This is a genomic window from Labilibaculum sp. DW002 (assembly GCF_029029525.1).
In the GTDB taxonomy this organism is placed as follows: domain Bacteria; phylum Bacteroidota; class Bacteroidia; order Bacteroidales; family Marinifilaceae; genus Paralabilibaculum; species Paralabilibaculum antarcticum.
In genome coordinates this window covers 75,019-101,135 of record NZ_JAKJSC010000002.1, presented here as the reverse complement: position 1 = coordinate 101,135, position 26,117 = coordinate 75,019, and the positions used below count along the sequence as shown (strand labels likewise).

The following is a 26,117-nucleotide window of genomic DNA, read 5'->3' as shown; positions in this document are numbered from 1 at the left end:
TTAGTTGACTATCTTAGGTGTTAATGTTTTATTTAACCAAATAATTAAAAGCCAAATCAAGCAGGCAAACATATAAAATATGAAGAGTCTTAAATTTCAAACTCGTCTTATTATCGGATTTTCAATCATTCTATTTTTTAGTTTCACAATCGGAATTACCTCCTTTGTTTTGGTTAAAAACATAGGTAATAGCACTGAAGCAATCTACAAACATCCTTTTACTGTTAGTAATTCAGTAAAAGACATCAATATTGGGATCAATGCAATTCACCGTTCAATGAAAGATGTTGTTTTAGCAAATAACACAGAACAATTACATCAATCAATCAATTTAGTAAATCAATACGATAAAGAAATTAAAAATGCATTTTCCTTAGTTTCAGAACGTTTTCTTGGCGACAAAAAAATTGTAAATGACACCTATAAAACCTATACGAAATGGAAAAAAATTAGAAATGAAGTAATTTATCTGAAATCAAATGGAAATGATATTGAGGCAGCTAACATTACTCGAGATAAAGGTGCTGTACATGTGAATTTATTATTTCAGAAAACAAAAATCTTAACAGACTTTGCACAAAGTAAGGCAGATGAATTCCGTCTTGAATCGTTAAAAAACAGTAAAAACAGTAGATTCATACTTCTTCTGATCATTTCAATAATACTGCCTCTAAGTACCATATCTGCCTTTATTATTTCAAAAAGTATTTCTCAACCGATACATGAATTCATACAAGATTTAAGAATGCTTTACCAAAAAGAAGGTATTTCTGAAAATAATATTCATGACAAAAGTGAACAAGAAATTTTAACAGAAACTATTTTTGAATTGAAACAAGCATATGGAGAACTAAAAGATTTCAATACAGAATTAGACAATAAAATTGACATTCGTACTCGAGAATTAAAAGTTGCAAAAGAAAAGGCCGAAGAAAGTGAGCAACTTAAATCTGCTTTTTTAGCCAATATGTCTCATGAAATTAGAACCCCTTTAAATTCAATTCTTGGCTTTTCTGAATTCCTAAAAAAAGAAGACATCCCAAAGCTAAAAAAAGACCTTTATCTGAATCTAATTCAATCGGGAGGACAAAGATTACTAACGATTATTTCTGATATTGTTGACATCTCAAAAATTGATGCTGGACAATTTAATCTTTGCTACGAAACATGTCAATTAAACAAACTAATTGATGATCTTTTTAATCAGTTTTCCATCACAAACACGAACAATCGCGTTAGCTTTTCAACAAACAAATTTTTCAGTGATGAAAACAGTTACATTTCAACTGACACCACAAGATTGAGTCAGGTGCTATCAAATCTAATTGAAAACGCACAAAAATTTACGAGAAAAGGGGAAATTGAGTTAAGATACGAATTGACTAACAATCAGCTACTGTTCCAAGTAAAAGACACCGGAATTGGAATCAAAGAAGAATATCATGAACATATTTTTGCACGCTTCAGACAAAATGAGCATGATAAATCAATTGTGCAATCAGGAACAGGGCTTGGCTTATCAATTGCAAAGGGAATTGTAGATCTATTTGGAGGTGAAATAGGAGTAGAATCTGAAATTAACCACGGAGCTACTTTCTTTTTCTCAATACCTTATTTACCAACAACAGCTAGCAGTTTAAAAGAACCCGAAGAAAACAATGATCTATTATTACAAAGAGCAGGAAAAACGATATTAGTTGCTGAAGATGAACCATCAAACTTCATCTACATAAATGACCTTTTGAACCGGTACAATTTTAATGTTCTACATGCAAAAAATGGTCAGGAAGCCGTAGATATTATCAATAAAAAAACAAATGTAGACTTAATCTTGATGGATATAAAAATGCCTGTTATGAATGGCTTAATTGCAACTCAAGAGATCCGAAAAATCAACAAAACAATTCCTGTAATTGCACAAACAGCTTATGCTATGGCAGATGATAAACGAAGAGCAATGGAGGCTGGATGCAACGACTATTTATCCAAACCAATTAGCTCAAAAATGTTTTCGCAAATTATTCATAAACACCTTACCGAAACATACCACAATTAAAACAGAAGGTCTGACTTGAATATTTCAAATCAGACCTTAGTTATTCTATACTTTTTTCAATTTCCATTTCCCTTGTTTAAACCAGAAAAATGCTATTAAAGTAAGTGTCATTTCTGCAATTATTATGGAGTAGAAAACACCTTTTTGATCCCAAGCAAAGTGAATTGCTAAAAAATAGGCAATTGGAATTTCAACTAGCCAAAAGCTAATGAAATTCAAAATTGTAGGAGTCTTTGTATCACCAGCTCCATTTAAAGCGTTTAATAAAACCATTCCTAGTCCGTAAAATACAAAGCCAATACTTATAATCTGCAAAGCTTGTATTCCATTACTTACAATAGCCTGATCCATTGTAAACAATTCAATGAAAAAACGTGGAAACAGGTAAAAAACGACTCCTATTAAACCAAGAAAAATCACATTGATCTTACCAGCAACCCAAACCGATTTTTCGGCTCTATCTGGTTGTTCAGCTCCTAAATTTTGACCTACCAAAGTAGCAGCCGCATTACTCAATCCCCAAGATGGCAAAAGAATAAAAATAAGAATTCGAATTGCAATTGTATAACCTGCTATTGCAGCACTACCAAATTCAGCCATTATCCTCATTAAACCAATCCAACTCGAAGTTGCAATTATATTCTGACCTATACCACCAACAGATAATCCAATCAATTGTTTCATCGTTTTCAATTTGATCCTAATGTGCTCTCTTCTTAAGTGAATTTGACCACTTCCTTTTGCAAGTAATACAAACTGATAAATCACTGCTATTCCACGACCAATTGATGTTGCAATAGCCGCTCCTTCTACTCCCATTGCTGGAATCGGTCCTAAGCCAAAAATCAACAAAGGATCTAAAATAATATTTAGACAGTTGGCTACAATTAAAACCCTCATCGATAGAGCAGCATCACCTGCCGATCGAAATATTGCATTATTAATAAAGAGCATCATGATGATAATATTACTCCCCAAAATAATGGTAGTATAGCCCGACATTTCGTTTACAATGGTCGAATTGGCGCCCATTAAACCTAATAAATCTCGAGAATAAAATATCCCGATTACGGCTATAAATATGGATGCAATCGCTCCGGTAACGATAGCCTGAAAGGCTACTTTCGATGCCTCTTCAGGTTTTTTCTCTCCAATTCGTCTGGCAACCAAAGCTGTTGTTGCCATCGATAAACCAAAGCCAATGGCATAAACTATTGTGGTTATCGATTCGGTAATTCCAACAGTTGCAACTGCGTCATCTCCTAGTTTAGATACAAAGTAAATGTCTACAATGGCAAATACCGATTCAAAAATCATTTCTAAAACCATTGGAATTGCAAGCAGAAACAAGGCTTTTTTAATGTTTCCTTCGGTATGATTTTTTTCCTTTCCCGATACAGCTTCGCGAAACAATTCCCAAATTCGTATGATTTTATTTCTAACTTTACTTCTACTAGTATTCTTTCTTATATTGATATTCTGAAGCATTTTGTTTTCGCTTATGATGTTGAATAAATTCGTTTAATTTTTCTTTTCTATTGAAACCTATTTTGTTTCTGAACGGTACAAATTCCGTTACTGACATATAATAGTCATATGATTTACTCATGATAATCCCTCCAAAGTTATAGGTGTATAAATATATCGCATGGGTTGCCTTACAGCTCCCTTACAATTAAAAAATAAAAATCGATGTGAATACGGAAAGCTTAAGCTGATTTAGCTTTTATAAGTGCAAGATGATAATGAAACAATTGTATTCATAGCTTTCCTCCATTTTTGAGTAAAACAAATATATGGTATTTTTCTGAATCCAACCAAAACTTTAAATCAATAAAACTCATATTAAATTGATTTATTAGCTATTTTGCCTCATCAATGTGATGCATTCCAATCTAAATTAAGCTTGATTTTCTTGGAAAACCATACGATTATCGAAAAACACAAGTTAAACTAACAAATGTTCTTTTTTATCCACTTAAAAATCCATAGTATTGGCAATAATCAACAAACCGAAAATAAAAAAACCATGAAACGGATCTTTGTATTGGCAGTAAGTGCCATTCTATGTATTAACCTTGCATTTGCAAACGCAGACAAGGATAACAAACAAAAAACAATAAGCAAATGGCTACGAACCGAGGCAATTCAATTGCATCTACCTGCTTTCCATACTACAGAAGATTTTTCAGGAAAAACTTTCGAACTAAAAAATCTCCTTCAAGAAAACCAAAAAGATCTTTCTGATATCAATCCGAGAGAATCTGATAAATTAAATTGGAATGGACAAGAATTTGCATGGGAAAAACAAACTTCTAAAGGATATATTAGCCTTCCCAACAAAGAGAATCAAATTTATTATTTTGTATCCTATCTAAATACAGATCAGTGGAGCGAAGTAGAACTTGAGCTTGCTACTTTTCCTATGCTTGAAGTTTACATAGATGGTGTGAAAAAAATATCCCATTACAAACATGAAACAGAAAAGGAGAAAGTGCTAAATGAGAGCTTAAAACTAGAACAAGGACATCATAAAATAGTACTTAAAGTTTTAACAGGAAAAAAAAATAACAAGTTTAAATTGAGTTTGAAAGCAAAGACAGATTGGAATAATGACACATTTAACTTGTCATTATCTCCAAAGCAATTTATGGATATCAATAAAGTATTAGACGGAACTAAAGTAAAGAGCTCTGTTCTTTCTTACGATGGAAAATATGCATTAATTTCTTACAGTCGCACACTTCCTCCATCGGACAAAGTTGAGAGCTGGAAAGAAATACAAGAAGTTTCTACTGGAAAAATACTTTCAACTTTCAGAGGTAGTCAATTGACAAACATCAAATGGCTTCCAATTGGCAATAAAATCTCATATGTCAAATCGTACAATAAAAAAACATCAATTTTCATTTTCGATTTTGAAAATAAAAAAGAAAAGCAAATCGCGAGTAACCTTTCCGATTTCTCATCATACACTTGGGCTCCTAATACTAAAACCCTTCTTTACTCTGTAGCGAAAGATCATTCTAAAGAATGGAAAATTAGAAAAATTCAAGGTATGGAAGATCGTTTGCCGGGATTCAGGTATCGTAGCTTCCTATACAAACTGGACGTTGAAAGCGGTGTTAAGCAAAGACTAACCTATGGTACTTTAAGTACTGATTTAGCGGACATAAGTTCTGATGGTAAGCATATCCTTTTCACAAGCTCGCAACCCGATTATAGCGGATACCCATATTTTAAGCAGAATCTTTATCAAATGAATGTGGAAACTTTTGCTGTTGATACCATTTGGAAAGATAAACTAGTTAGCGGGCAAGCTCAGTACTCACCTGACGGAACTAAACTCTTGGTTCAAGGTGGCCCATCCTGTTTTGGAGAAATAGGAGAAAATATCGGCGACCAGGCCTTAGCAAACAATTACGACGGGCAGCTTTACATTTATGATTTAGTATCTAAAAAAATCGATCCAATTTCTTACGAATTCGATCCATCAATTGGTAATGCAAAATGGAATGCAAAAGATAACAAAATCTATCTGCAGGCTCAGGATATGGACTATGTAAGATTATTTAGTTACGACCTTTCAACCAAAGAATTTACGGTATTAGATAGCAAATCAGATGTCGTGCGTAATTTTAACATGTCTAACAATGGAGAAGTAATCAGCTATGTTGCCTGTTCTATTTCTTCCCCTTACAAAGCTTCCGTTTATCAACTAAGCAATCAGCAAACACAAGTTATTTCAAATCCAGAAAAAGAACATTTAGAAAACATTCAATTTGGTAAAACCGAAAACTGGAATTTCACTAAAGAAGATGGCAAAACAATTATTGGTCGCGTGTATTACCCTCCCAATTTTGATGCTAACAAAAAGTACCCAATGATTGTAAACTACTATGCAGGAACAGTACCTGTGGAGCGTAGTTTCGGTGGACGCTACCCTTTAAATTTATATGCTGCTATGGGCTATGTTGTTTATCTACTTCAACCTAGTGGAGCAACAGGTTTTGGTCAGGAATTTTCTGCAGAACATCAAAATAATTGGGGGATTACAACAGCTGACGAAATTATTGAAGGAACCAAGAAATTTGCTGCATCTCATTCATTTATTAATGCTGACAAAATTGGATGCATTGGCGCTTCTTATGGTGGTTTCATGACTATGTTACTTCAGACGAGAACCGATATTTTTGCTGCTGCAATTTCTCATGCCGGAATTAGTGATATCACCTCGTATTGGGGTGAAGGTTATTGGGGATATAGCTACAGTGTTAATGCCTCTGGAAAATCATTTCCTTGGAACCATAGAAAATTGTATGTCGATCAAAGTCCTCTTTTTAATGCCAATAAGGTAAATACACCAATGCTACTTATTCATGGTAGTGTAGATACTAATGTTCCACTTGGAGAAAGTATTCAAATGTATCAAGCACTTAAGTTATTAGGTAAAGATGTGGATTTTGTACAGGTTAAAAACCAAAACCATCAAATACTGAATTATACACAACGTATTTTATGGAATAACACCATTTTTGCATACTTCACTAAACATTTAAAAGAACAGCCACAATGGTGGGAGAATTTATATCCAGATAAAAACTTATAAAGATTAAATTATTAAAGGGTGTTTCCATTGGATTCACCTTTTTTTTATTTCAAGCACATGATAGATAAAAACTAAGACTTTATCAATAATCATAAACACTATTGATGATTCAATCTTTTATGTCTAATTTTAAAATTCAATCAAAAAAAACAAATTATGCTAATCGTTATATCGCCGGCTAAAACTTTAGATTTTGAAAGCCAAGCACAATCTAATATTCACTCTGAAACTTCATTCATTAAAGAATCTAAACAACTTGTTAAAGAGCTTCGCAAATTTAAAGTTGATGATATTAAAGAATTGATGGGTGTTAGTCCGAAACTTGCACAACTTAATTTCGAACGCTTTCATGAATGGCATCCTCCATTTACTCCCGACAATGCAAAACAAGCTTTATTGGCCTTTAAAGGAGACGTTTATACGGGAATTGACGCTGGCACATTTACCGATGCAGAATTTGAACAATCTCAAACCAATCTTCGTATTCTTTCAGGATTATATGGAGTGCTTAAACCTATGGATTTAATACAGGCTTATCGATTGGAAATGGGAAAAAAACTAAAAACAAAGAAGGGTGATAATCTTTATCAGTTTTGGGGAGACAAAATTACGAACTCCATTAACAAAGATTTAAAAGAATACGATCACAAACAACTAATAAATTTAGCCTCTAATGAATATTTTAAATCCATAAACAAGAAAAAGATAAAAGCCGAAATCATAACCCCTGTCTTTAAGGATTTGAAAAACGGGGAATACAAAATGATCAGTTTCTTTGCCAAGAAAGCAAGAGGATTAATGACTCGTTTCATTATTCAAAATCAAATTACCAATCCTGAAGAAATAAAAGCTTTTAATATGGATGGTTACATGTACAATCCTTCTTTATCGAAGGATCTAGAACCAGTTTTCACAAGAGATCATTAAAGAAATTTTACCTTATTAAAAAGAGTTTTTAGTCTTGTTTTTCGACGTAATTTTTACTATGTTTAAATAAGACAAACGCATTAATAACCTGATAATCCTTCTCCTATGACAGATAAAAACTTTATAATAAAATTTGGAAGCTTAATTAAAGAGGAAACGCTTGAAGTTATTGATAGTAAAATATTGCCTCACACAATTGTTTTAGAGGCGACCAATCCTTTTCCTGGTTACTATGAATATTACGAGGGAATTCAAAAGGATGTCACACCTCACTATATTTATCTGGTAACAGACAAAAAATACGATCTGGAGCAATTTACTCGTACGACTCAAAAAATAATGGCAGATACCAATAAGAAGTATCATGCTGCACAAGGTACTATTACGATTTTCAATAACGTTTATCATGTTATTCGAATTAGGAGATTAACAAAGTACGATCAAATTCAAGATTTACAGTCTTGCTATTTAGAAGAAGGCATTAGCCTTAAATCAAATGCATCTATTCCTCACAATTCGAAAGCAATGATTCAATTGGATAAGTTTTTTGCTTTAGAAGAAATTGGCGATGGTTTTTATTTAGATACTGTTGAAGCTAATCATGGTTACTTTAAGATACCCAAACAACTTAGTTGGAGCGAATTTGAGGATCTTACAAAGCAAGTGAAGTACAATATGGATTTATTGCATTTTGATGCTTCTATTGGCTTTATTTACGATCATTTTAAAGCAGTTGATATCATCCGAATCTATGCTGAAAATCTCAATTTAGATTTACTTAAAAAAATCAGATTAAAGTTTGTTGAACGAATTAAATAATAATTACGATCTAAAAATAGAAAAAGGGCTGTCAAAAATGACAGCCCTTTCTTTATATCCATTCTGAAAATTAAAATACCGGTGAACGAACCGCCTTAATTTTTCTTTTTCTTTTACTCATATCAAAGGCTAGCGGAAATGAGAACGAAATCTCATGAGCTCCTGAATTGGCATGCATTAATTTTGTTATTGCGTAATCGTAGCTATAAGCGACCTTGAACCGTTCTGTCACAAATCCTACCATTGCAATAAAAGAATCGTAGTTCAACTCAAAATTCTGATTAAACCATAAACCAAATACCATTGAACTTTTACTTGCATAAAGGCCATAATTCATTTGAGAAAAATCACCTTGCTGCTGAAATAGTAATGCTGGTGCTAAAATCCAATTATCGGCATATTTTCTGCTTCTTCCTCCTAATACAAATTCGGCTCCTGCATGAAAAGTATATTTGGTTTCCAACTTATCTTCCTGTTCATCATCAAAACTCAAATCTGGTTTTGCAAGGTGATGAGCTGCCATACCGAAATAAAAATCTTTATAATAAGCAATCGCTCCTAATGAAAAATCCCATCCATCCTTACGTCTCGCAAGAGGGTCTCCATTGGTGTTGTGCGGAAAAATATTCCCGTATATTGGAGATACTTGATCTGGAAAAACCAAACTTTCCCAATCTACCTTTTTTTGCATGAAAGTAGCTTGTAAGGCTGGTCTTACAATTAAATCATCGTTAATTCGTAAATAAAACGAATACATCCCAGCAAAAGATGTGGTTTTAAGCGCTCCGTCTCCTTGATCATCCTGAATTACAGAAATACCAATACCACCATTAAGTGTTTCGTAAAAGTTATCGAAAGAAACGCTATAGGTCACAAATGGCATATCTAAATTTGGCCATTGATTCCTGTAATTTAAACTTACACTTGGAAAATTAGTTGAACCTGCCAAGGCTGGATTCAAATAGAGTTTATTAGCATAGAACTGAGAAAAACGGATATCTTGAGCTTTACTCACCGTAACAATTCCCAAAACCAACATACAAAAAGCAAAAAGTGCCTTTTTCATAGATAAAAAGTTAGTATTCTCTTGAAGAGAAATTTCAATTAGTATTTACATTAATCGGCTCTAGCTTATTATATGCTAAGTAAGAACTAGAGTATTGCAAAAATCCAGACTGTTTAAATCAGGCTCTTAAAAAGCTGTAATTGATTCGTAAAGAGGGATTTTTAAAATGTGTTTTAAGTTTCTACCGAGGTAAAAACTCAAAACACATGTAAAATAAATTTAATTTATTGATTAAATGAAGTTTTTCATCAAATTATCTCACCAAAACAAATGTTCCTTTGTTTGTAAGTTCTCCATTTATGAATGCAACCCAAACATATGCGCCTGCAGGACAAAGTTTACCTTTGTATTTACCATCCCATCCACCGTTTCTACCGGCTTCTTTGGTTTTAAATAACAACTCTCCCCAACGGTCATAAACATACATCTCGAATTCTTCAATAACATTGATTTCTTTCAAATAGAATCTATTGTTATCATCATCTCCCAAAGGAATAAATGCATTTGGAGCTTCGATTCCAACAGGTTTAACTGTTACGTAAGAAGTATCAATAGTAGTACATCCGATGTTATCTTCTACTTTCAAAATGTACTCCCCTTCTTCAGAAACATCCAATCTTTGAAGAATACTTCCATCTTGCCACTCGAAAAAGTAAGGTGCAAACTCCGAAGGTAAATTAGGTCCTAAGGTTATCGTTTGTCCTTCAAATAGCAATGTATCTTTTAATCCTAGATCTGGAAGTGGATTAATCACGAACAATTGCTCATCTCCACAGTTGTATTCATTAGAGACTTCTAACAAGTACTGACCTGGAGTTTCAACAGTGTAACTATCCAAAGCATTTACTTCTTCTCTTTCAGGATTAGTCCAATCAGAATTTGACCAAAATGGGTTATCCAAACCAGCAAGGTTTATCTCGAAAGAATCCCCTTCGCAACCAAATTTATCTTCTCCTAATGTAGGATTATCAACCATGGTCACTTTCACTTCACCTGTTGCATCACATCCGTATAAATCTGTAACACTAATTGTGTAAGTATGTGTTCCTTCCGGAGCATCAATAATTTTAGGACTTCTCACATTTGCATCGTCTAAATGATCTGGGTTAGTCCAACTAATTACATCTTGATCTCCTACGATATCAGTGATAAGTACCAGTTGATTACATCGTCCAACTGTTGTATCGTTAATCGTAGTAACAACAGGAAGAGGAGCAACATCAAGATTTAAGATATCGATACCTTCACAAGCATGTTCATCTTTAACACTTGCTAATAATACTTGTGATTCTCCAGGAGTAAATGTTGGAGTCAATGAATTAGCATCATCCAAATCTAAAGGTAATACTCTATTGTTGTCCTGAATTTTAAACCACTGAATATTATCCTCATCAGTACTCGCTGTTAATTGAGTTGGAGTACAACTACCAACGGTAAAGTCATCCGTAATATCAACAACAGGTAAAACATCTACTTGTAAATCTTTAATTGGAGTAACATTCGAACAACCGTATTCATCAGTATAGGAATAATGAACAGCGTAGTTTCCTGCACCACGATCAGATGGATTAAAGACAGTTTGAGAGATTCCATTCACCCAATAAATACCGCCTTCTGGAAAACCTCCAGTCAATTCAAATTCTTCCTTACAAACACCTTCGGATTCAAGATCCTCTAGATTAACGATTGGAAGTGCATGCAATACAACTGCTGAATCTACTTTTGATTTACATCCTGTTACCACATCAGTTAGTGTTACAGAAAGGGTTCCATCGGTAAGTTCTCCCCAAGTAATTCTGGTTCTAACTCCTTCTTCTGGACCTGCAAAAATACCTCCAGTCACATCCCATCCGTAATTAAGATCCGGTTGGTCAATAGTTACATACGTTACCCTGTCTTCTTTTGCACAAAGTATCATTCGACCAAAAATCTCTGTATTTGGTAATTCATTAACAACCAATTCGGTCGGTTTGGTAGAACGTGAAGCTGTACAATCATCAGATACGATACATGTGTAATATCCATTATCGCTTGAAGTTGTAGCCATTAAATTAAGTGTGGCTGAATTAGCTTCAGGATATGTTGCGATATCTAGATCAATACCATTAAGCTTCCACTGATAAGTAACGTTGATACCTTCAACGTCCGCTACAAGTACTACATCTTCACCAGTACAAACTTCAATATCCGCTTGATTTGAAAGAATTTTTAACTGAGGTGTTACACTTAAACTTGCTGCTGGACTTATTTCCTCTCCACAAGTAGAATATACTTTGCAAGTATAATTTCCAGCATCATCAATTTGAATAAATGTTAAACTTAAAGTCTGTGTTGTTTCACCTAGAAGATCAACACCATCTTTTCGCCACTGATATCTTAAGCTTTCGCCAGTATACTCAACAGAAAACTCAACCAGTGGATAGTTTTCACAGACCTCTTGACCAGCAGATGCTGATACAAATACAGGTAATTCAATCACCTCAAGGTTTGCAGAAGAAGCAACATCGCCACAAAGACTTGTTACTTGAACTTCATAATTCCCTTCATGACTTAAAGCTAAAGCATCGTAATGCAAAATTTTACCTTCAAATACTTCCGCTCCATCTAAATACCATTTATAGGTTTGAGTAGATGTTCCTTCAACATTTGGAATCCAATCAAGCATTGCATTTTCACAAAGAGTTGTGTCTGCAAGAGATGCATTTAAAACTGTTTGAGAATAAACTCTAACAATTGATATTTCTGTTATTCCACTTGTTCCTTCACCTACAATTTCACATTTGTATTCTCCAGCATCAGTTAAAGTTAAAGCTGGAATAAATACATTTAAATTAGTCTCTGCAGGCATTAGAACATTGTCTTTATACCATTTAATTGAAGTTATCTGACCTGAAGCAACAATTGCAAGATTTAATGGATCTCCAACACACTTTTCTTCGAATGCATTCAATCCTGTACCAATCGTAACTGGCTCTTTAACTGTTAATTTACCAGAAGCAAGTCTCTGACCACAAGTTCCTGTTATTTTACATGTGTAGTAGCCTGCATCTGCCATGCTAATATCTGTAAGAACAACCTCGTTTCCAGAAATACCTAATGGTGTTTTAGTACCATCTAATGCTTCATGTATCCATTCAAATCCTAAACCAACACCAGAAACATCAACAGTCATTGTGTAATCTTCACCAATGTACTTCACTACATTTTTTAAAGTAGCATGAAGAACAGTTCTTGGTTTAACTGTCAAGCTTGTTACTGCAGAAGCAGTACCACAACTTGTAGTTATTATACATTCAACATTGTAAACTTTTTCTGTATTTAAATCAAAAGGTAAAACAACACCTCCATTAAGAACTAACTCAGGAGCATTAACCATTTGATCAACACCATCAACTAACCATTGATAAGAAATTCCTGCGCCTGTAGCATTTGACCTGAATACAACATCATCACCTTCACAAACTGTTTGAGCTGCTATTGGATCAATTGCTGGAGTTGGATTAACAACTTGGTTTCCATAAGAAACATCTGTACCACAAATATTACTTACTGACACCTTATAGTTACCTGCTTCCGTTAATGTAGCAGTTCCCAAATCTAATTCTAAAGCTGTTGTTACTACATTAGTCACATTATCACTTAATGTCCAGATAGGATCATCATGAGTTCCTGTAACCACAATTGGTCCTAGCGCCAATGGGTCTCCTTCACAAACATCTGTAAGAGCATCAATTCCTGTTGTAATTTCAGGAGCATCCAAAACTGTTACATCAATTGTGTAAATAATATCTGCACCACAATATCCAGACACAGTACATACATATGTACCTGCATCACTTGCATCTACTGAAGCTTTAAGGTAACTCGAATTTGCAGTAAGTGCCCCACCATCTTTAGTCCAAGTATATGAAGAAACATCACCCGTAACTTCAGTTTCTAATCTTAATTCTGTACCTGAACAGATTGTTGTTTCCGCATCCCAAGTAGTTGTTGCTACAATATTTTCATAAACATTTACATAACCAGAAATAGTTTCTGTAGAACATCCATCCCATACTTCAACTTTATATAAACCGGACTGTGACTTATCTGTTGCAACAATATTATAAGTTGGATCTGTAGAAATAGGTGCACCATCTTTATACCACTGATATGTTTCAGTTGGCAATAGAGCGTCTTTATTTGCAATACCTACGCTTAATACTTCAGTATCTCCAATACAAGCCTGATCTGTATTAGACCATGTATCAAGACTTAGCTCTGAGTAATGCAATACGTCTAGATCATCTGTTTTGTCTGGACAAACACTACCATTACTTACTGTTACTGCATAATTTCCATTATCACTAGCACCAATACTTAAATCTGTAGTTGTTGATACTTCAGAAACACCATCCGACCATGAAAAACTGATTGGTCCTGTACCTGAAACATTCGCTAGGCTGATTTGCTTCTCTATTCCGAAACATAAATTTTCATCCACTAAAGGATCAAAATTAACTGGTTCAACAACAGTTAGAGAAACTACACTTGACGTTTCGTCAGCACTTAAACCATCCTTAACAATACAATGGAAAGTCCATGTATTCATTGCAAGAGTAGTCGTTGCTATTGTAAGTTTAGATCCAGCTGCATCATTTACAACAGCTATTTCAGGAACCGCAGTTACTGTATTATAAGTAACACCATCTGTACTGTATTCCCATTCGTATGCTAAACCTGCAGTTGATCCTATAATTTCATAAACAACCGCATTTGGTAAACAAGCCTCCATATTATCTGGCTGTCCAAATATTTTAACAACTGAAGTAATCGTTAAAGTTGCAGGATCACTTGTTGCATTGGCAGAACATTTTGTATTACCAACTACACAACGATATTGATTAGTATCAAAAGTTAATTTATCTGCGCCACTAACTGTAAGCGTTTGACTATCCACTCCTGAATATTTTCCTCCGTTTGCAAGAGCACTCCAACCAGAACCAGAGTTTTCTTCCCACTGGTATGTGTAATCAGGCTCTCCTGCTACATTAACAGTAAAGCTAGCATTACCACCATCAGGAATTGTTACATCTAGAGGTTGATCAACTATCGAAACTTCTTCGTAAACAGTTAGAGTTGCGATTTCTGATGTTGCATCGTTACAAGCATCTCCAGAAACAACACAATAATAACTTTGCCCATGAACTGGAACTGCTATTGTTAAGGTCGCTGCATTCCCAACAGAAACATCATCCTTATCGAACCATTCGTAAGTAACAGTTCCCTCTGCTGTAGCTGTTACATCAAAATCAATATTAGTATCACTAGCACATACAATCTTATCTGTAGGATTTGTTACTGTTGCATCTTCTTGCACATCTATTATATAACTTATGGTAATGTCACCACATCCAAGATCATTATAAACAAGACATTCATAAGTTAATTCGTTAGCAAGTGAAATATTTCCTAAATCATAATTTGCACTTGTTGAAAGAACTGTTCCTGGTGTAGTACTTTCATACCACTTGTATTGAATATTACTACCCGCATCTGTTGCAACAGAAAGAACTAGAGCTTCCCCTTCACATTCTTGAAGGTTATTAATTACTGCTGTTGTTACATTTATAGTTTCATAAACCTCAAGACTTACTGCATTCGTTGGATCAGATGTCAAACCATCAGTTAAAATACATCTGAACAGCCAAGAATCCTTTGAAGTATCTGTAGTTGTTACAGTAAGAGTTGAAACTTGTCCAACTGTCGAAACACTCATTCCAAGAATACCATCTGCATCTGCATAACCAGAACCATCATTATATCTCCAAGTGAAACCTGTTACTGCTACTGTTCCTTCAACTACAAAGGTTGCTGTGTTCGTTTCACAAATTTTCTGATTGTCCGGTTGAACTAAAATTTTAATGATATTATCTAATACTAATCTTGCAGGTAAACTTGTTGCAATATCAGAACAAGATGAACTTGTAACAATACATCTGTATAGGTTATTATTGAAACCATTTGCAGATAAAGCTCCAGCAATAGTCAATTTTGAAGTTGTTGCACCTGAATATTCATCAGCATCAACAATATCTGCAAAACCAGAACCTGAATCTTCTTGCCATTGATAAGAGTATGTTGGTTCTCCTGAAGCTGTTACTTCAAAACTTGCAGTACCACCATCAGCAATAGTTACATCAACAGGATCTGTTGTACTAACTTCAGCTAAAACAGTTAAACTTGCTCTATTCGAAGTTGCATCATCACAAAAGTCTCCTGAAGCTACCGCATAATAACTTTGTCCATTTACAGGACTTGCAACTGTTAAAATATTAGTTGTTGCACCCACTACTAAATTATCATCCTTATCAAACCACTCGTAAGTTAAGGTTCCTTCAGCAGTTCCATTTGCTGTAAATGTTGGGTTTACACCACTAGCACACATTGTAACATCAGTTGGATTCGTAATTGTTGCATGATTTTTAACATCTACAACAAAAGTTCTCTCCAAATCATTACATCCTAAATCATTATATATTTCACATTTATAGGTTCCTGCATCAGTTAATGCTATGTTACCAAGATTATAAGAAGTACTTGTTGAAAGAATAGTAGCTTCAGCTCCTACTTTGTACCACTTGTATTTTATGGCATCACCGGTAGCAACTACCGACAATGAAAAGGCATCATTCTCGCAAGGAGTAAAAGTAGCATCAGCAGTTGTTACTGCAATATCTTCTAATACTGTAACCAATACCTCATTAGAAGTTTGATCAGTACTAACTCCATCGCTAACAACACACTGGAATGCCCAGTTATTTATATCTAAATCATCTGCAGGAATGGTAAGAGTTGATACATTTCCTGATAAGGATACAGACATTCCATCTTTACCTACAGCAGTTTCGTATGCTCCAGCTCCTTTTTTGTAGTACCAAGTGTAAGTTAAACCTGCACTCGCACCTTCAACACTTAAAGTAGCATTATCGTTAAAACAAACTGTTGTTCCGTTTGGTTGCACAGCAATCTTCGTTACCTCAGTTACTGTTAATATTGCTAAATTACTTGTTACAGATGATGCACATATTGCACCTGAAGAAACAACCTCACACCTATATTGATTTCCATCAAAAGTAGCTTGATCAGCACCTGTGATTTTTAAAGTAGCTAAATCTGTTCCAGAATACTTACCTCCATTCGCTAAATCATTCCAACCTGAACCCGTATTTTCTTGCCATTGGTAAGAGTAAGCTGGTTCACCCGAAGCTACAACTGTAAAACTAGCATTTGCTCCATCAGAAATCGTTAAATCCGAAGGATCTGTAACGCTTACATTCTTAATAATTGTTAAGCTTGCTTTATTTGATTTTGCATCGTCACAAGAACTTCCTGAAACAATACAATAGTAAGATTGCCCATCAACTGGACTTGTTACTGTTAATGTGTTTGTTGTTGCACTAACTTCTGCGACAGCAATATCATCTTTATCGTACCACTGATACGTTACTGGTGCTTCACCCGTTCCTGTTACTGTGAAGACTGGATCAGCATCTGTTTCACACATTGTCACACTTAATGGATTTGTTACCGTAGCGTGTTTATTTACGACTACATTAAATGTCAATGTTTGATTACCACAAGCCGCATCATTAAAAAGATCACACTTGTATTCTCCAGCTTGCGCCGAAACAATATTTCCCAAATCATAATTGGCTTGATCTGATAAAGTAGTCGCAGGATCTATTGTTTTATACCATTTGTATTCAACATCATCTCCAGTAGCCGTGACAAATAAATTTGTTGCTTCATTTTCACAAACAACTGTATTAGCTGGAGATTGGTTCGTTACAAAAATCGTATTAATTACATCTAATAAAATAGAAACTTGAGCATCATTACAATAATCAGATTCAATTTTCGCAATGTATTCTCCATCATCTGAAGGACTTGTTGCTGGATTGATAACAAAATTAGCAGGGTCAGCGTTTCCATCAGTAATGACAGCTCCATCTTTCCACCACACAATTCCATTATGCTCTCCAGTTACAGCAATATCCATACTTACAAGACCTGAACATTCTGTTAAACTATTATCTGCAGCACTAATTGATGGTTTTTCGTGAACATTAATTTTATACGTTTTCACGATTGTTTCACACAAACCAATAACATTAGCAGTGTATGTATATGCTATCGGTATAGCAATATGAGTATCCAACTGGACGAAAGATCCTGTTCTTAAAAGAGTTCCTCCACCATCTCGCCATTCTATTCTATAATCAGAAAGGTTACCATTTACATCAATTGCTAGTAAAGGCTTTTCGTTATCACAAACATTTAGCGTTTCCAATAAAGGACCCACCACAGCTATATGAGCATTTACAATAAGTTCTCTTTGAATTACAATATTAGTTCCACAAATCAACTCTACATTACAATAATATACACCTGCATCGGCTAATGTTGTAGCTGCGATATTTAAAGTTTCTGTTGTTGATACAACAGGACCACTTACTGGATCATTAAATCTCCACTCAAAAGTTGGGGTTCCTAAATAGGTAATTGTAGCAGAAAAAGCATCGCCTTCACAAACTGTTGTAGCGGCTGCTGTAGATGGAGAAGTAACAGCTTCTTTTGTCAATTCTCCAGTTTCTGTTTTATTATTACCACACTGATCTGTAACTAAAACTGAATAAGTGCCAAAATTAGCATCTTGTACATTTACAATTTCCAATTGATCAGAATTTGTTCCAATAGGATTCCCTAAATTATCTGTCCATGCATATGTTAATGTTGATGCAGCTGGAATATCCAAAACAGAAGCTTCAAATGTAATTGTTTCACCAATACATGTTCCAACATCAGCAACAGTTAGCGTACCAAAATCTTCATGCATATTTAAATTAGAAGTAAATAATACAGGAGCATCGCAAGTACTACTCACTAGAAACTCCCATTTACCTTCGTTCGTTGCATCAAGTGTAAAAGTATATGGATTTGTAATCGTAGTCGTTACTCCAGTAGGATCAATTACTTGATAAATATAAGTTGCACCATTATTTACGACATCAAAAGTTGCCGTAACGTCAGTTGCAATACAGAATGGACCTGTTTTATCCAAATCAAAACCATTCACTTCAATTTCAGGAGTTACAATTAAATCAGCTTCTGAAAATTCAGAATTACATCTATTTGTAACTACGACTTTATAATTTCCTTCATGAACAGCAGGAGTAACCGCTGAAAGGTTATGAGATGATAAATTATTCAACAAATCAACACCATCCTTGTCCCACTGATAATTATAAAAAGCTCCAGGATAATCCATCGTTACATTAAACGAGTGGTTACTTCCTTCACAAACAGTAGCATCAACCAAAGGCTGATCAAATGTTACCAATGGAAAAACATCAAGATCATAAACAGCCAATCCTGTACTATTAGGACATTCTATTGTTTCATCACCTATGGTATAAACACTTGAAACTTTAACTTTAAAGGTTGCTTCTCTATCTGTTATAGAGGCCGGATAATTTAATACACTTCCTGTTTCTGTTAAAACAGTAGCATCTCTTCTCCATGTATAAGTTAAAACACCATTACCAACAGCATCAGCTGTTAAAATAATTGGTTGTCCTTCACATAAATCATCGTTTGTCGTCAAACTATTTAAGACTGGAGCAGATAAAACATTAATTGTTATTTCATCAAAAGCTACACCACAACCATTCTCGGCTTCACAACGAACTGTATATATCCCTGTTGGATAATTAAATGTATACGGATTCTCCAAAGAAACTGGAGATGCATCTCCATTAACAAACCATTTAACTTCACCGGCATCGCCTTCAACCAAAGCATTTAGAGTAGCACTTGCGCCAGCACAGAAATTCGTTTTATCGGCATCAATTGTCACTTTTGCAACTTCATCGACTAAAACAGTTAAGCTTACACTAACTGTAGATTCTGAAGTTCCACAATCCTGATATTCTGGTTTAAAACCGATCTCACAAACATATTCACCCTCTTGAGAATCCTGAGGATCGATAAATACTAACTCGTGAGATTTTACTCCGCTATAAACGGCACCATCTTCTAAATCTCCTCCATCTTTCGACCAAGAATAAGTATACCAACTTGTATCTCCATTAGATACATCTAAAGAATTGGTTACACCTTTACAGAAATGTTCAGTTGCTCCGTTATTTCCATAACTGTAATTTGGAATCACTCGAGCAACAAATACAGCAGTATCTTGTACCGCTTGTACAAAAGTGATACTATCTAATGCAAATGCTGAATTTACACCCGATGGATTATTATTTAGTAATTTTATAACCGCATTGGAAGCTGTTCCTGGTTTCCACATTGCAGAAACGGACTGCCAATCATTTGGATCATCAATTTTAAAATTATCAATAATGGTATCTCCATTAACTAATACTTTAATATTTTGAGGTTGCGTATACTCCGCATTAACAACACTACGTCCATGCAATTTTATAATGTAATTAAAACCATCTACAACATCAATCGAAGTTCCTCTATAAATAGTATCCCCCTTTTGATCAGATATAGCCATGAACATCAAGTCATTATCCATATCGGTAAAAGAAGGGTTTTTAAAAGAAGGGTTTGCATCTGTAGTTTGTATAACTACACTATATTCTCCTGGCAACTGTAGGTTTCCAAAAACTTCGGTATAATCAGAATCCGCAGCTTGCTCAAAGAAGCTACCATTATACAATTGATCCATCAATGGATCTCGGTAAGAACCAACAACATAGTACGACGTTTCTACGTCAGGAGCAGGTACGACAAGTGGTCCATTCACAATTATTGGATCTTCCGTAAAATCATTTACATACCACTCATAGAAATCTGGCACAGGATCTTTAATCGCAACACTAATATCATCATCGTAACTCTCACAAATTAGATCCAATTCACCACCAGCATCTACATCTAAATCAGGTGTAATTTTAGATATTTCTTTAGTAAAACCAGAATAATAACCAGCTGCACCAACATAACCAGACTTAACTAACCACGCAACATTAATCGCTTTATTCGCATAAAATCGATAATTGCCTGACATTTCAGTTAATTTATAAATTTCCCACTCAGGATGACCATCAATTTTGACAGGTGCGGTTGTAATTTCTGAAATAGGATGTAATGTTGGGTCTCCATTTTTAGCGTAATAAACCACAGCATTGGATTGTACCAATATCGTAATTACACCTTGTACAGCACGTTCTGATAATAAATCTGCAAAAGGAACTGTAACTTCTCGAATACCACTTGTTGAAACTGGTGGAATAAAATTCATTCCAACTGTAGGTCCAATGGTTTTTTTATCTCCAGATAAAGTTTGGTATACATATACACTTTTTCCTCCTGTGGAAATAAACGCATTCCCATTTGAATCATATGGATCTGGTAAAGCTAAAAAACCACCTTTACTTGCTATTGTTCCTTTTGACACTCCATTAACAAAAACTTCAGTATCATCTTCTGTTGCGACAACTATAGGCTGCTCTGTTCTTACTGCACCTTCTCCTCGCATAACGATATATTCATCTCTTAATTGATCGATAGGAACAATTTGATCGATTCCAATATCCTGACCATCACTTGGTCCAGAAGTCCACGAACCCGTATTTACGACAATAGGTTTATCAGATGTAACTGAAGTTCCATTCATGCCATCATTCATTGCATTCGTAAAGCCTGGTAAGTTATGATCTACTGCAATAATGTAACTTTCTCCTTTATTCAATGTTCGAGAAGGAGTTATCACATCTGCTGGATTAACCCACTTAACTTTTAAATCATCATTTGAACTAATACCATCACCTTTATCATCATATTCGGTTAACATGCTACATTTAATATCTGTAAAATTAACTGTAGTATTATCCTCAGTTGCCATTACAGAAATAAAATGACTTCGTCGAGATGTAGAATGATTTACATCTGTATAAACATGACCTGATAAAAATTCAGTACCATAAGCATAGGTACCTTTCGTTGTTAACGATCCTCCCTGAACATCAGTAGAGTGTCTCATATTCACAAAAAATGGTGCATCTGATGAAAAGAATCGTAATCCTTCATCAGGCAAGACAACATTTAGCTCTTTCGCGCCAACAACATTCCAAGGAAAATTATAATTGTTAGGATATTCGGCAATTCTACCTTTATTACCATTTGCCTCACCAACTGTTTTAAAAGTATATTGGACTGGTGAACCCAACTTTATAGTTACACTACCTAATAAGGTTGAAGCTCCTTTATAAATATCAACTTTTACATCCTTCACTGAATTAGTAGACAGTACGGCCTTATGATAGCCAATATCACCATTATTCGATGAACCATTATAAAATGGAGGTACATAGTGTTCATAATCATACTGCGCCAAAACCGTTTTCGGAAGCATGAAAAACACACAAAGAAAAAGGACTGTAAAAATAAATTTAATTAGAGTAGAAATTTTACCATTTCTCATATCGTTAAGATTCAAAAGTTAGAACGTAATTATATTGTAATACAAATTGCCTTACATTGAAAAACAACATAAGAACAAAATAACACTACAAATTCAGTATAAGCTTAAATAGCTGTTAAACAGATTTAAATAGAACAAAATAATTAAATCAATTTATCAATTCCTTGTGGTTACTAAAAAGTTCCACAAAGTATTCTTTTAAACTGATAAAAGAAGTTTTTTGTTACATATTTACTATAAAAACACAAATTTAAGTAAAATTAAACGAACAAACTACAAAAAAAAAGGCAGTGTTCTCAACGAACCCTGCCCACAATTATGATTACTGTGATATTTTTAACACATAACACTTTCTACTTCTTCTACACTAATAGGAATTCTCTTTCCAATAATTCGATTTCCTTCTTCTGTAACCAAGATATCGTCCTCTAAACGAATTCCACCAAAAGCTCTGTACTCTTCTACTTTATCAAAATTAATAAAGTCTGTGTGAAGTCCTTCTTTCTTCCATTTATCAATTAGGGCAGGAATAAAATAGATACCAGGCTCATTGGTAATAACAAAACCAGGTTTCAATTCTTTTCCTAAACGCAAATAAGCAGTTCCAAATTGGCTGGCACGCTGAATCTTTTCATCATACCCAACGTAGTCTTCACCAAGGTCCTCCATATCATGAACGTCAAGTCCCATCATATGACCTAGACCGTGTGGCATAAATAAAGTATGAGCTCCAGCTGCAACAGCCGAATCAGCATCGCCTTTCATCAATCCAAGCTCAATCAAACCTGAAGCAATCACCTTACACACTTCTAAATGAATAGAACGGTAATCAACTCCTGGACGGATTAACTCTGTTCCTTTATCAATAGCAGCTAATACAATCTCATATATTTCCCTTTGCTTTTGAGTAAACTTACCGCCCACTGGAATGGTACGTGTGTTATCTGAAGCGTAATGTGTATCCGTTTCGGCACCACAATCAACAAGCAACAAATCTCCTTTCTTAAGCAAGTTACCATGCTCATGGTTATGAAGCGTTTCACCACGCTTAGAAACAATTGCAGGGAAAGACAACATTCCACCAGCACGAAGGCTAATAGCCTCAACTTCTCCAGCAACTTCTCTTTCGTAAACACCATCCTGCGCCATTTTCATAGCAGCAACATGCATTTGATATCCTACTGCAGCCGCACGTTCTAATTCTTTAATCTCGTACTCATCTTTAATTTCACGGAGAGCCACTACAGCTTTAATAAATTCAACCGATGCGTCTTCTTTTATTTTATTTAATGATGTACCTAGTAATTCGTGAATAAGGATTTTATTCTCTGCACGGTATACAGGAAGAAAATGAACTTTTCGTCCAGCTTTCATAGCCTCTTCTACAAACGTTTTTAAATCAGAAGATCCTACACAATTCTCAATTCCAACCTTCTCTGCTTGATCTTTCACACTTGGCTGAGGTCCCATCCAAATAATGTCGTCAATATCAACATCATCACCAAAAATGTAATCTTTATTGTTATCGATATCCATAACTCCAGCAAATCCTGGATGATCTAAGCCAAAGAAATACAAAAATGTACTATCTTGGCGATACTGATAAATATTTGCAGCACAATTCATTGGAGCATCAGGATTACCCAACACCAATGCTATTCCATCCTTCATTATTTCGCGTAACTCATTACGCCTTCTGATATATACTTCTTTTGGAAACATGTTTTATTGAATTTTAAGTATTTGTATTTTGAGGCAGAAAGATAAAAAAAAAGAGTCATATAATTAGGGTGATAAGCGTTAAATTATAGACATAAAAAAAGCCTCCACAGAGGAGGCTTTTAATTTGGATTGAATGTATTCTTATAATTTAATTTCTCGATCGACTGTTTGATCTAATGAAATAAATGTTTCTGTTTTTGAAACACCTGGCACATTCTGAAGAGTATTGATTAACACATCCATCAAATGCTGATTATCACGACAAAGCATTTTTACAAGAAATGTGAAATTCCCAGTGGTAAAATGGCATTCAATAATTTCAGGAATAGCTTCAATTCGCCCTACAACTTGCTTGTATTGATGCGCATGATCAAGAAAAATACCTACATAAGCGCAAACCTCATAACCTAATGCTCTTGGTTTCACAATAAACCTCGATCCATCAATTACTCCTGCATCTTCAAGTTTTTTCACTCTCTGATGGATAGCAGCTCCGGAAATACCACATTCACGCGCAATCTCCAAAAATGGAATACGTGCATTCTTTATTAGATATGATAATATCTTCTGATCAACATCATCTATTTGAAACTTCATTAGTTATTAGTTTAGTTAGGTAAAGCCTAGCTTTCATCTATATTTCAGATGTTAGAATAGGATTTATAGCAATTATTTTATTTACATTGAATTGGCACTCTTGTTACAATTCATTACAAAATTAGCAATTTTATTAACAATCTATAAGTAAACAAAATCTAAAACAACACATCCAACAAATTTAGAACCATTTCACTCAAGCAAAAAACCAGCACCGAATCAATAATTTTCATAAGCATTGCATTTTTTTACCAATTCAACTGTTCTACAACAAAATATCTCAACAAAAAAAAACTAATTTTGGGGCCTATTAATTCATCATCTCAACACTATAAATTAATGCCTCATGGATAAATTAAGACCTTTAATGTTTGTTGGAACCGGATCTGATGTTGGGAAAAGCATTATAAACACTGGTTTTTGTAGAATCTTAAAACAAGATGGATATTCTCCAGCACCATATAAGGCACAAAACATGTCTTTAAACTCCTATGCTACACCAGAAGGGTTAGAAATCGGTAGAGCACAAGCTGTTCAAGCCGAAGCTTGCGGTTTAGCTTGTCACACTGACATGAATCCAATTTTGTTGAAACCAACAAACGACAAAAGCTCACAGGTTGTCTTAAATGGAAAACCGGTTGGAACTCAATCTGCTGTTGAGTATTTCATGGGCAATAATAAGATGGCTTTGTTTCATGAAGCAAAATCTGCCTTTCACAGATTAAACAAGAAATACAATCCAATTGTATTGGAAGGTGCAGGAAGCATATCCGAATTAAATTTAAAAGATAAGGATATTACCAATATGAGAATGGCTGTTGAAACGAATGCTGCTACTTATTTAATTGCTGATATAGATAAGGGAGGTGTTTTTGCAAGTGTATACGGTAGCATCGCGCTTTTATCAGAAATTGAACGAAAACAAATAAAGGGCATTTTAATCAATAAATTCAGAGGTGATATTAGATTATTCGAAGATGGAAAAAAAATCATTGAAGATCTTACCGGAAAGCCTGTTATTGGTGTGCTTCCTTATTTTCGAGATATTCATATCGAAGAGGAAGATTCAGTTAGCCTTGAAAAAAAATCGACAAAATCGAGTGATAACAAAATAAATTGTGCTGTAATTATTCTGCCAAGAATGGCCAATTTCACTGATTTTGATGTTTTGGAACACGATCCTAGAATTCATTTATTTTACACCAATAATCCGCTTGAAATTGAAGCTGCGGATATTGTCATCATCCCTGGAAGTAAAAATACCATCTCAGATTTGCAAGAGCTAAAACAAAATGGCGTTGCTCTATCCATTATTAAAGCACATAAAAATGGTAAAAAAGTGATTGGAATTTGTGGTGGCTATCAAATGATGGGTGAAAAAATTACCGACCCAATGGGAATTGAAGGAGATATAAAAGAAATATCTGGCTTGGGAATTTTACCTGTTGAAACATCAATAACCAATGACAAATTAACAGAGCAATGCTTGTTCTCTTTTAAAAATAATAAAAAAGATTGTACTGGATATGAAATTCACATGGGTGCAACCAAAGCAAAAACTGAAGAGCAGCCTTTAAATATCCTAAACAATGGAAAAACGGATGGTTATTTATTGAACCAAAACTGTTGGGGAAGCTACATTCACGGAATATTAGACAATTCCATTGTCATTGAAGATCTTTTATCTGGTTTCGATTCAGCAATAACCGATCGTTTTGACTACCAAGAATTCAAAGAAAATCAGTACAACAAATTGGCTGACTTAATAAGAGAAAACATAGACATGGATCTATTCTATAGCCACCTAAAAGAAGAAAATTAGCGT

10 protein-coding genes are annotated in these 26,117 nt (G+C 34.6%); 5 read left to right on the top strand and 5 right to left on the bottom strand.

All coding sequences use genetic code 11. The features are described from left to right. Window positions 1–79 precede the first annotated feature (79 nt). The gene (locus L3049_RS12100) at window positions 80–2,056 is read left to right on the top strand and encodes an ATP-binding protein (protein ID WP_275110077.1); all 1,977 of its coding nucleotides are present in this window, start codon (window positions 80–82) and stop codon (window positions 2,054–2,056) included. Between the two features lie 45 nt (window positions 2,057–2,101). On the opposite strand, the gene L3049_RS12095 is transcribed toward L3049_RS12100, so the two are convergent. Further along, window positions 2,102–3,544: an MATE family efflux transporter gene (locus tag L3049_RS12095; RefSeq protein WP_275110076.1), complete on the bottom strand. Its 1,443-nt coding sequence runs from the start codon at window positions 3,542–3,544 to the stop codon at window positions 2,102–2,104. A gap of 541 nt (window positions 3,545–4,085) precedes the next feature. On the opposite strand from L3049_RS12095, the gene L3049_RS12090 reads away from it, so the two are divergent. The 3 genes from L3049_RS12090 to L3049_RS12080 all read left to right on the top strand — a co-directional run bounded on the left by L3049_RS12090 (window position 4,086) and on the right by L3049_RS12080 (window position 8,411). After that, complete coding sequence (locus L3049_RS12090; RefSeq protein WP_275110075.1) at window positions 4,086–6,665, top strand: S9 family peptidase; 2,580 nt, start codon at window positions 4,086–4,088, stop codon at window positions 6,663–6,665. Between the two features lie 156 nt (window positions 6,666–6,821). Next, window positions 6,822–7,592 (top strand): peroxide stress protein YaaA, encoded by a 771-nt coding sequence (gene yaaA, locus L3049_RS12085; protein ID WP_275110074.1) that lies wholly within the window; start codon window positions 6,822–6,824, stop codon window positions 7,590–7,592. Between the two features lie 105 nt (window positions 7,593–7,697). After that, a complete protein-coding gene (locus L3049_RS12080; protein WP_275110073.1) occupies window positions 7,698–8,411 on the top strand; it encodes a hypothetical protein in 714 nt (237 codons plus the stop codon). A 70-nt stretch (window positions 8,412–8,481) separates the two neighbouring features. Here L3049_RS12080 and L3049_RS12075 read toward each other — a convergent pair whose 3' ends face one another. From L3049_RS12075 to L3049_RS12060, 4 genes are all read right to left on the bottom strand, one after another. Continuing rightward, entirely contained in the window at window positions 8,482–9,477 is a 996-nt protein-coding gene (locus tag L3049_RS12075) for a PorP/SprF family type IX secretion system membrane protein (RefSeq protein WP_275110072.1), read from the bottom strand. Window positions 9,478–9,730: 253 nt separating this feature from the next. Beyond that, window positions 9,731–21,973 (bottom strand): Ig-like domain-containing protein, encoded by a 12,243-nt coding sequence (locus L3049_RS12070; RefSeq protein ID WP_275110071.1) that lies wholly within the window; start codon window positions 21,971–21,973, stop codon window positions 9,731–9,733. A gap of 336 nt (window positions 21,974–22,309) precedes the next feature. Beyond that, complete coding sequence (locus L3049_RS12065) at window positions 22,310–23,695, bottom strand: aminopeptidase P family protein (protein WP_275110070.1); 1,386 nt, start codon at window positions 23,693–23,695, stop codon at window positions 22,310–22,312. A 141-nt stretch (window positions 23,696–23,836) separates the two neighbouring features. After that, on the bottom strand, window positions 23,837–24,292 hold the full coding sequence (locus L3049_RS12060) for an Lrp/AsnC ligand binding domain-containing protein (RefSeq protein ID WP_275110069.1): 456 nt from the start codon (window positions 24,290–24,292) through the stop codon (window positions 23,837–23,839). 346 nt (window positions 24,293–24,638) lie between these two features. Between L3049_RS12060 and L3049_RS12055 the strand changes: the two genes are divergently transcribed. Next, a complete protein-coding gene (locus tag L3049_RS12055; protein WP_275110068.1) occupies window positions 24,639–26,114 on the top strand; it encodes a cobyric acid synthase in 1,476 nt (491 codons plus the stop codon). Window positions 26,115–26,117: the final 3 nt, after the last annotated feature.

What these genes read in the sequence shown, in the direction of transcription:
- yaaA (WP_275110074.1), top strand. Translation starts at nt 6,822, where the DNA reads ATGCTAATCGTTATATCGCCGGCTAAAACTTTAGATTTTGAAAGCCAA.
- L3049_RS12065 (WP_275110070.1), bottom strand. Translation starts at nt 23,695, where the DNA reads ATGTTTCCAAAAGAAGTATATATCAGAAGGCGTAATGAGTTACGCGAA.
- L3049_RS12075 (WP_275110072.1), bottom strand. Translation starts at nt 9,477, where the DNA reads ATGAAAAAGGCACTTTTTGCTTTTTGTATGTTGGTTTTGGGAATTGTT.
- L3049_RS12055 (WP_275110068.1), top strand. Translation starts at nt 24,639, where the DNA reads ATGGATAAATTAAGACCTTTAATGTTTGTTGGAACCGGATCTGATGTT.
- L3049_RS12060 (WP_275110069.1), bottom strand. Translation starts at nt 24,292, where the DNA reads ATGAAGTTTCAAATAGATGATGTTGATCAGAAGATATTATCATATCTA.
- L3049_RS12095 (WP_275110076.1), bottom strand. Translation starts at nt 3,544, where the DNA reads ATGCTTCAGAATATCAATATAAGAAAGAATACTAGTAGAAGTAAAGTT.
- L3049_RS12080 (WP_275110073.1), top strand. Translation starts at nt 7,698, where the DNA reads ATGACAGATAAAAACTTTATAATAAAATTTGGAAGCTTAATTAAAGAG.
- L3049_RS12070 (WP_275110071.1), bottom strand. Translation starts at nt 21,973, where the DNA reads ATGAGAAATGGTAAAATTTCTACTCTAATTAAATTTATTTTTACAGTC.
- L3049_RS12100 (WP_275110077.1), top strand. Translation starts at nt 80, where the DNA reads ATGAAGAGTCTTAAATTTCAAACTCGTCTTATTATCGGATTTTCAATC.
- L3049_RS12090 (WP_275110075.1), top strand. Translation starts at nt 4,086, where the DNA reads ATGAAACGGATCTTTGTATTGGCAGTAAGTGCCATTCTATGTATTAAC.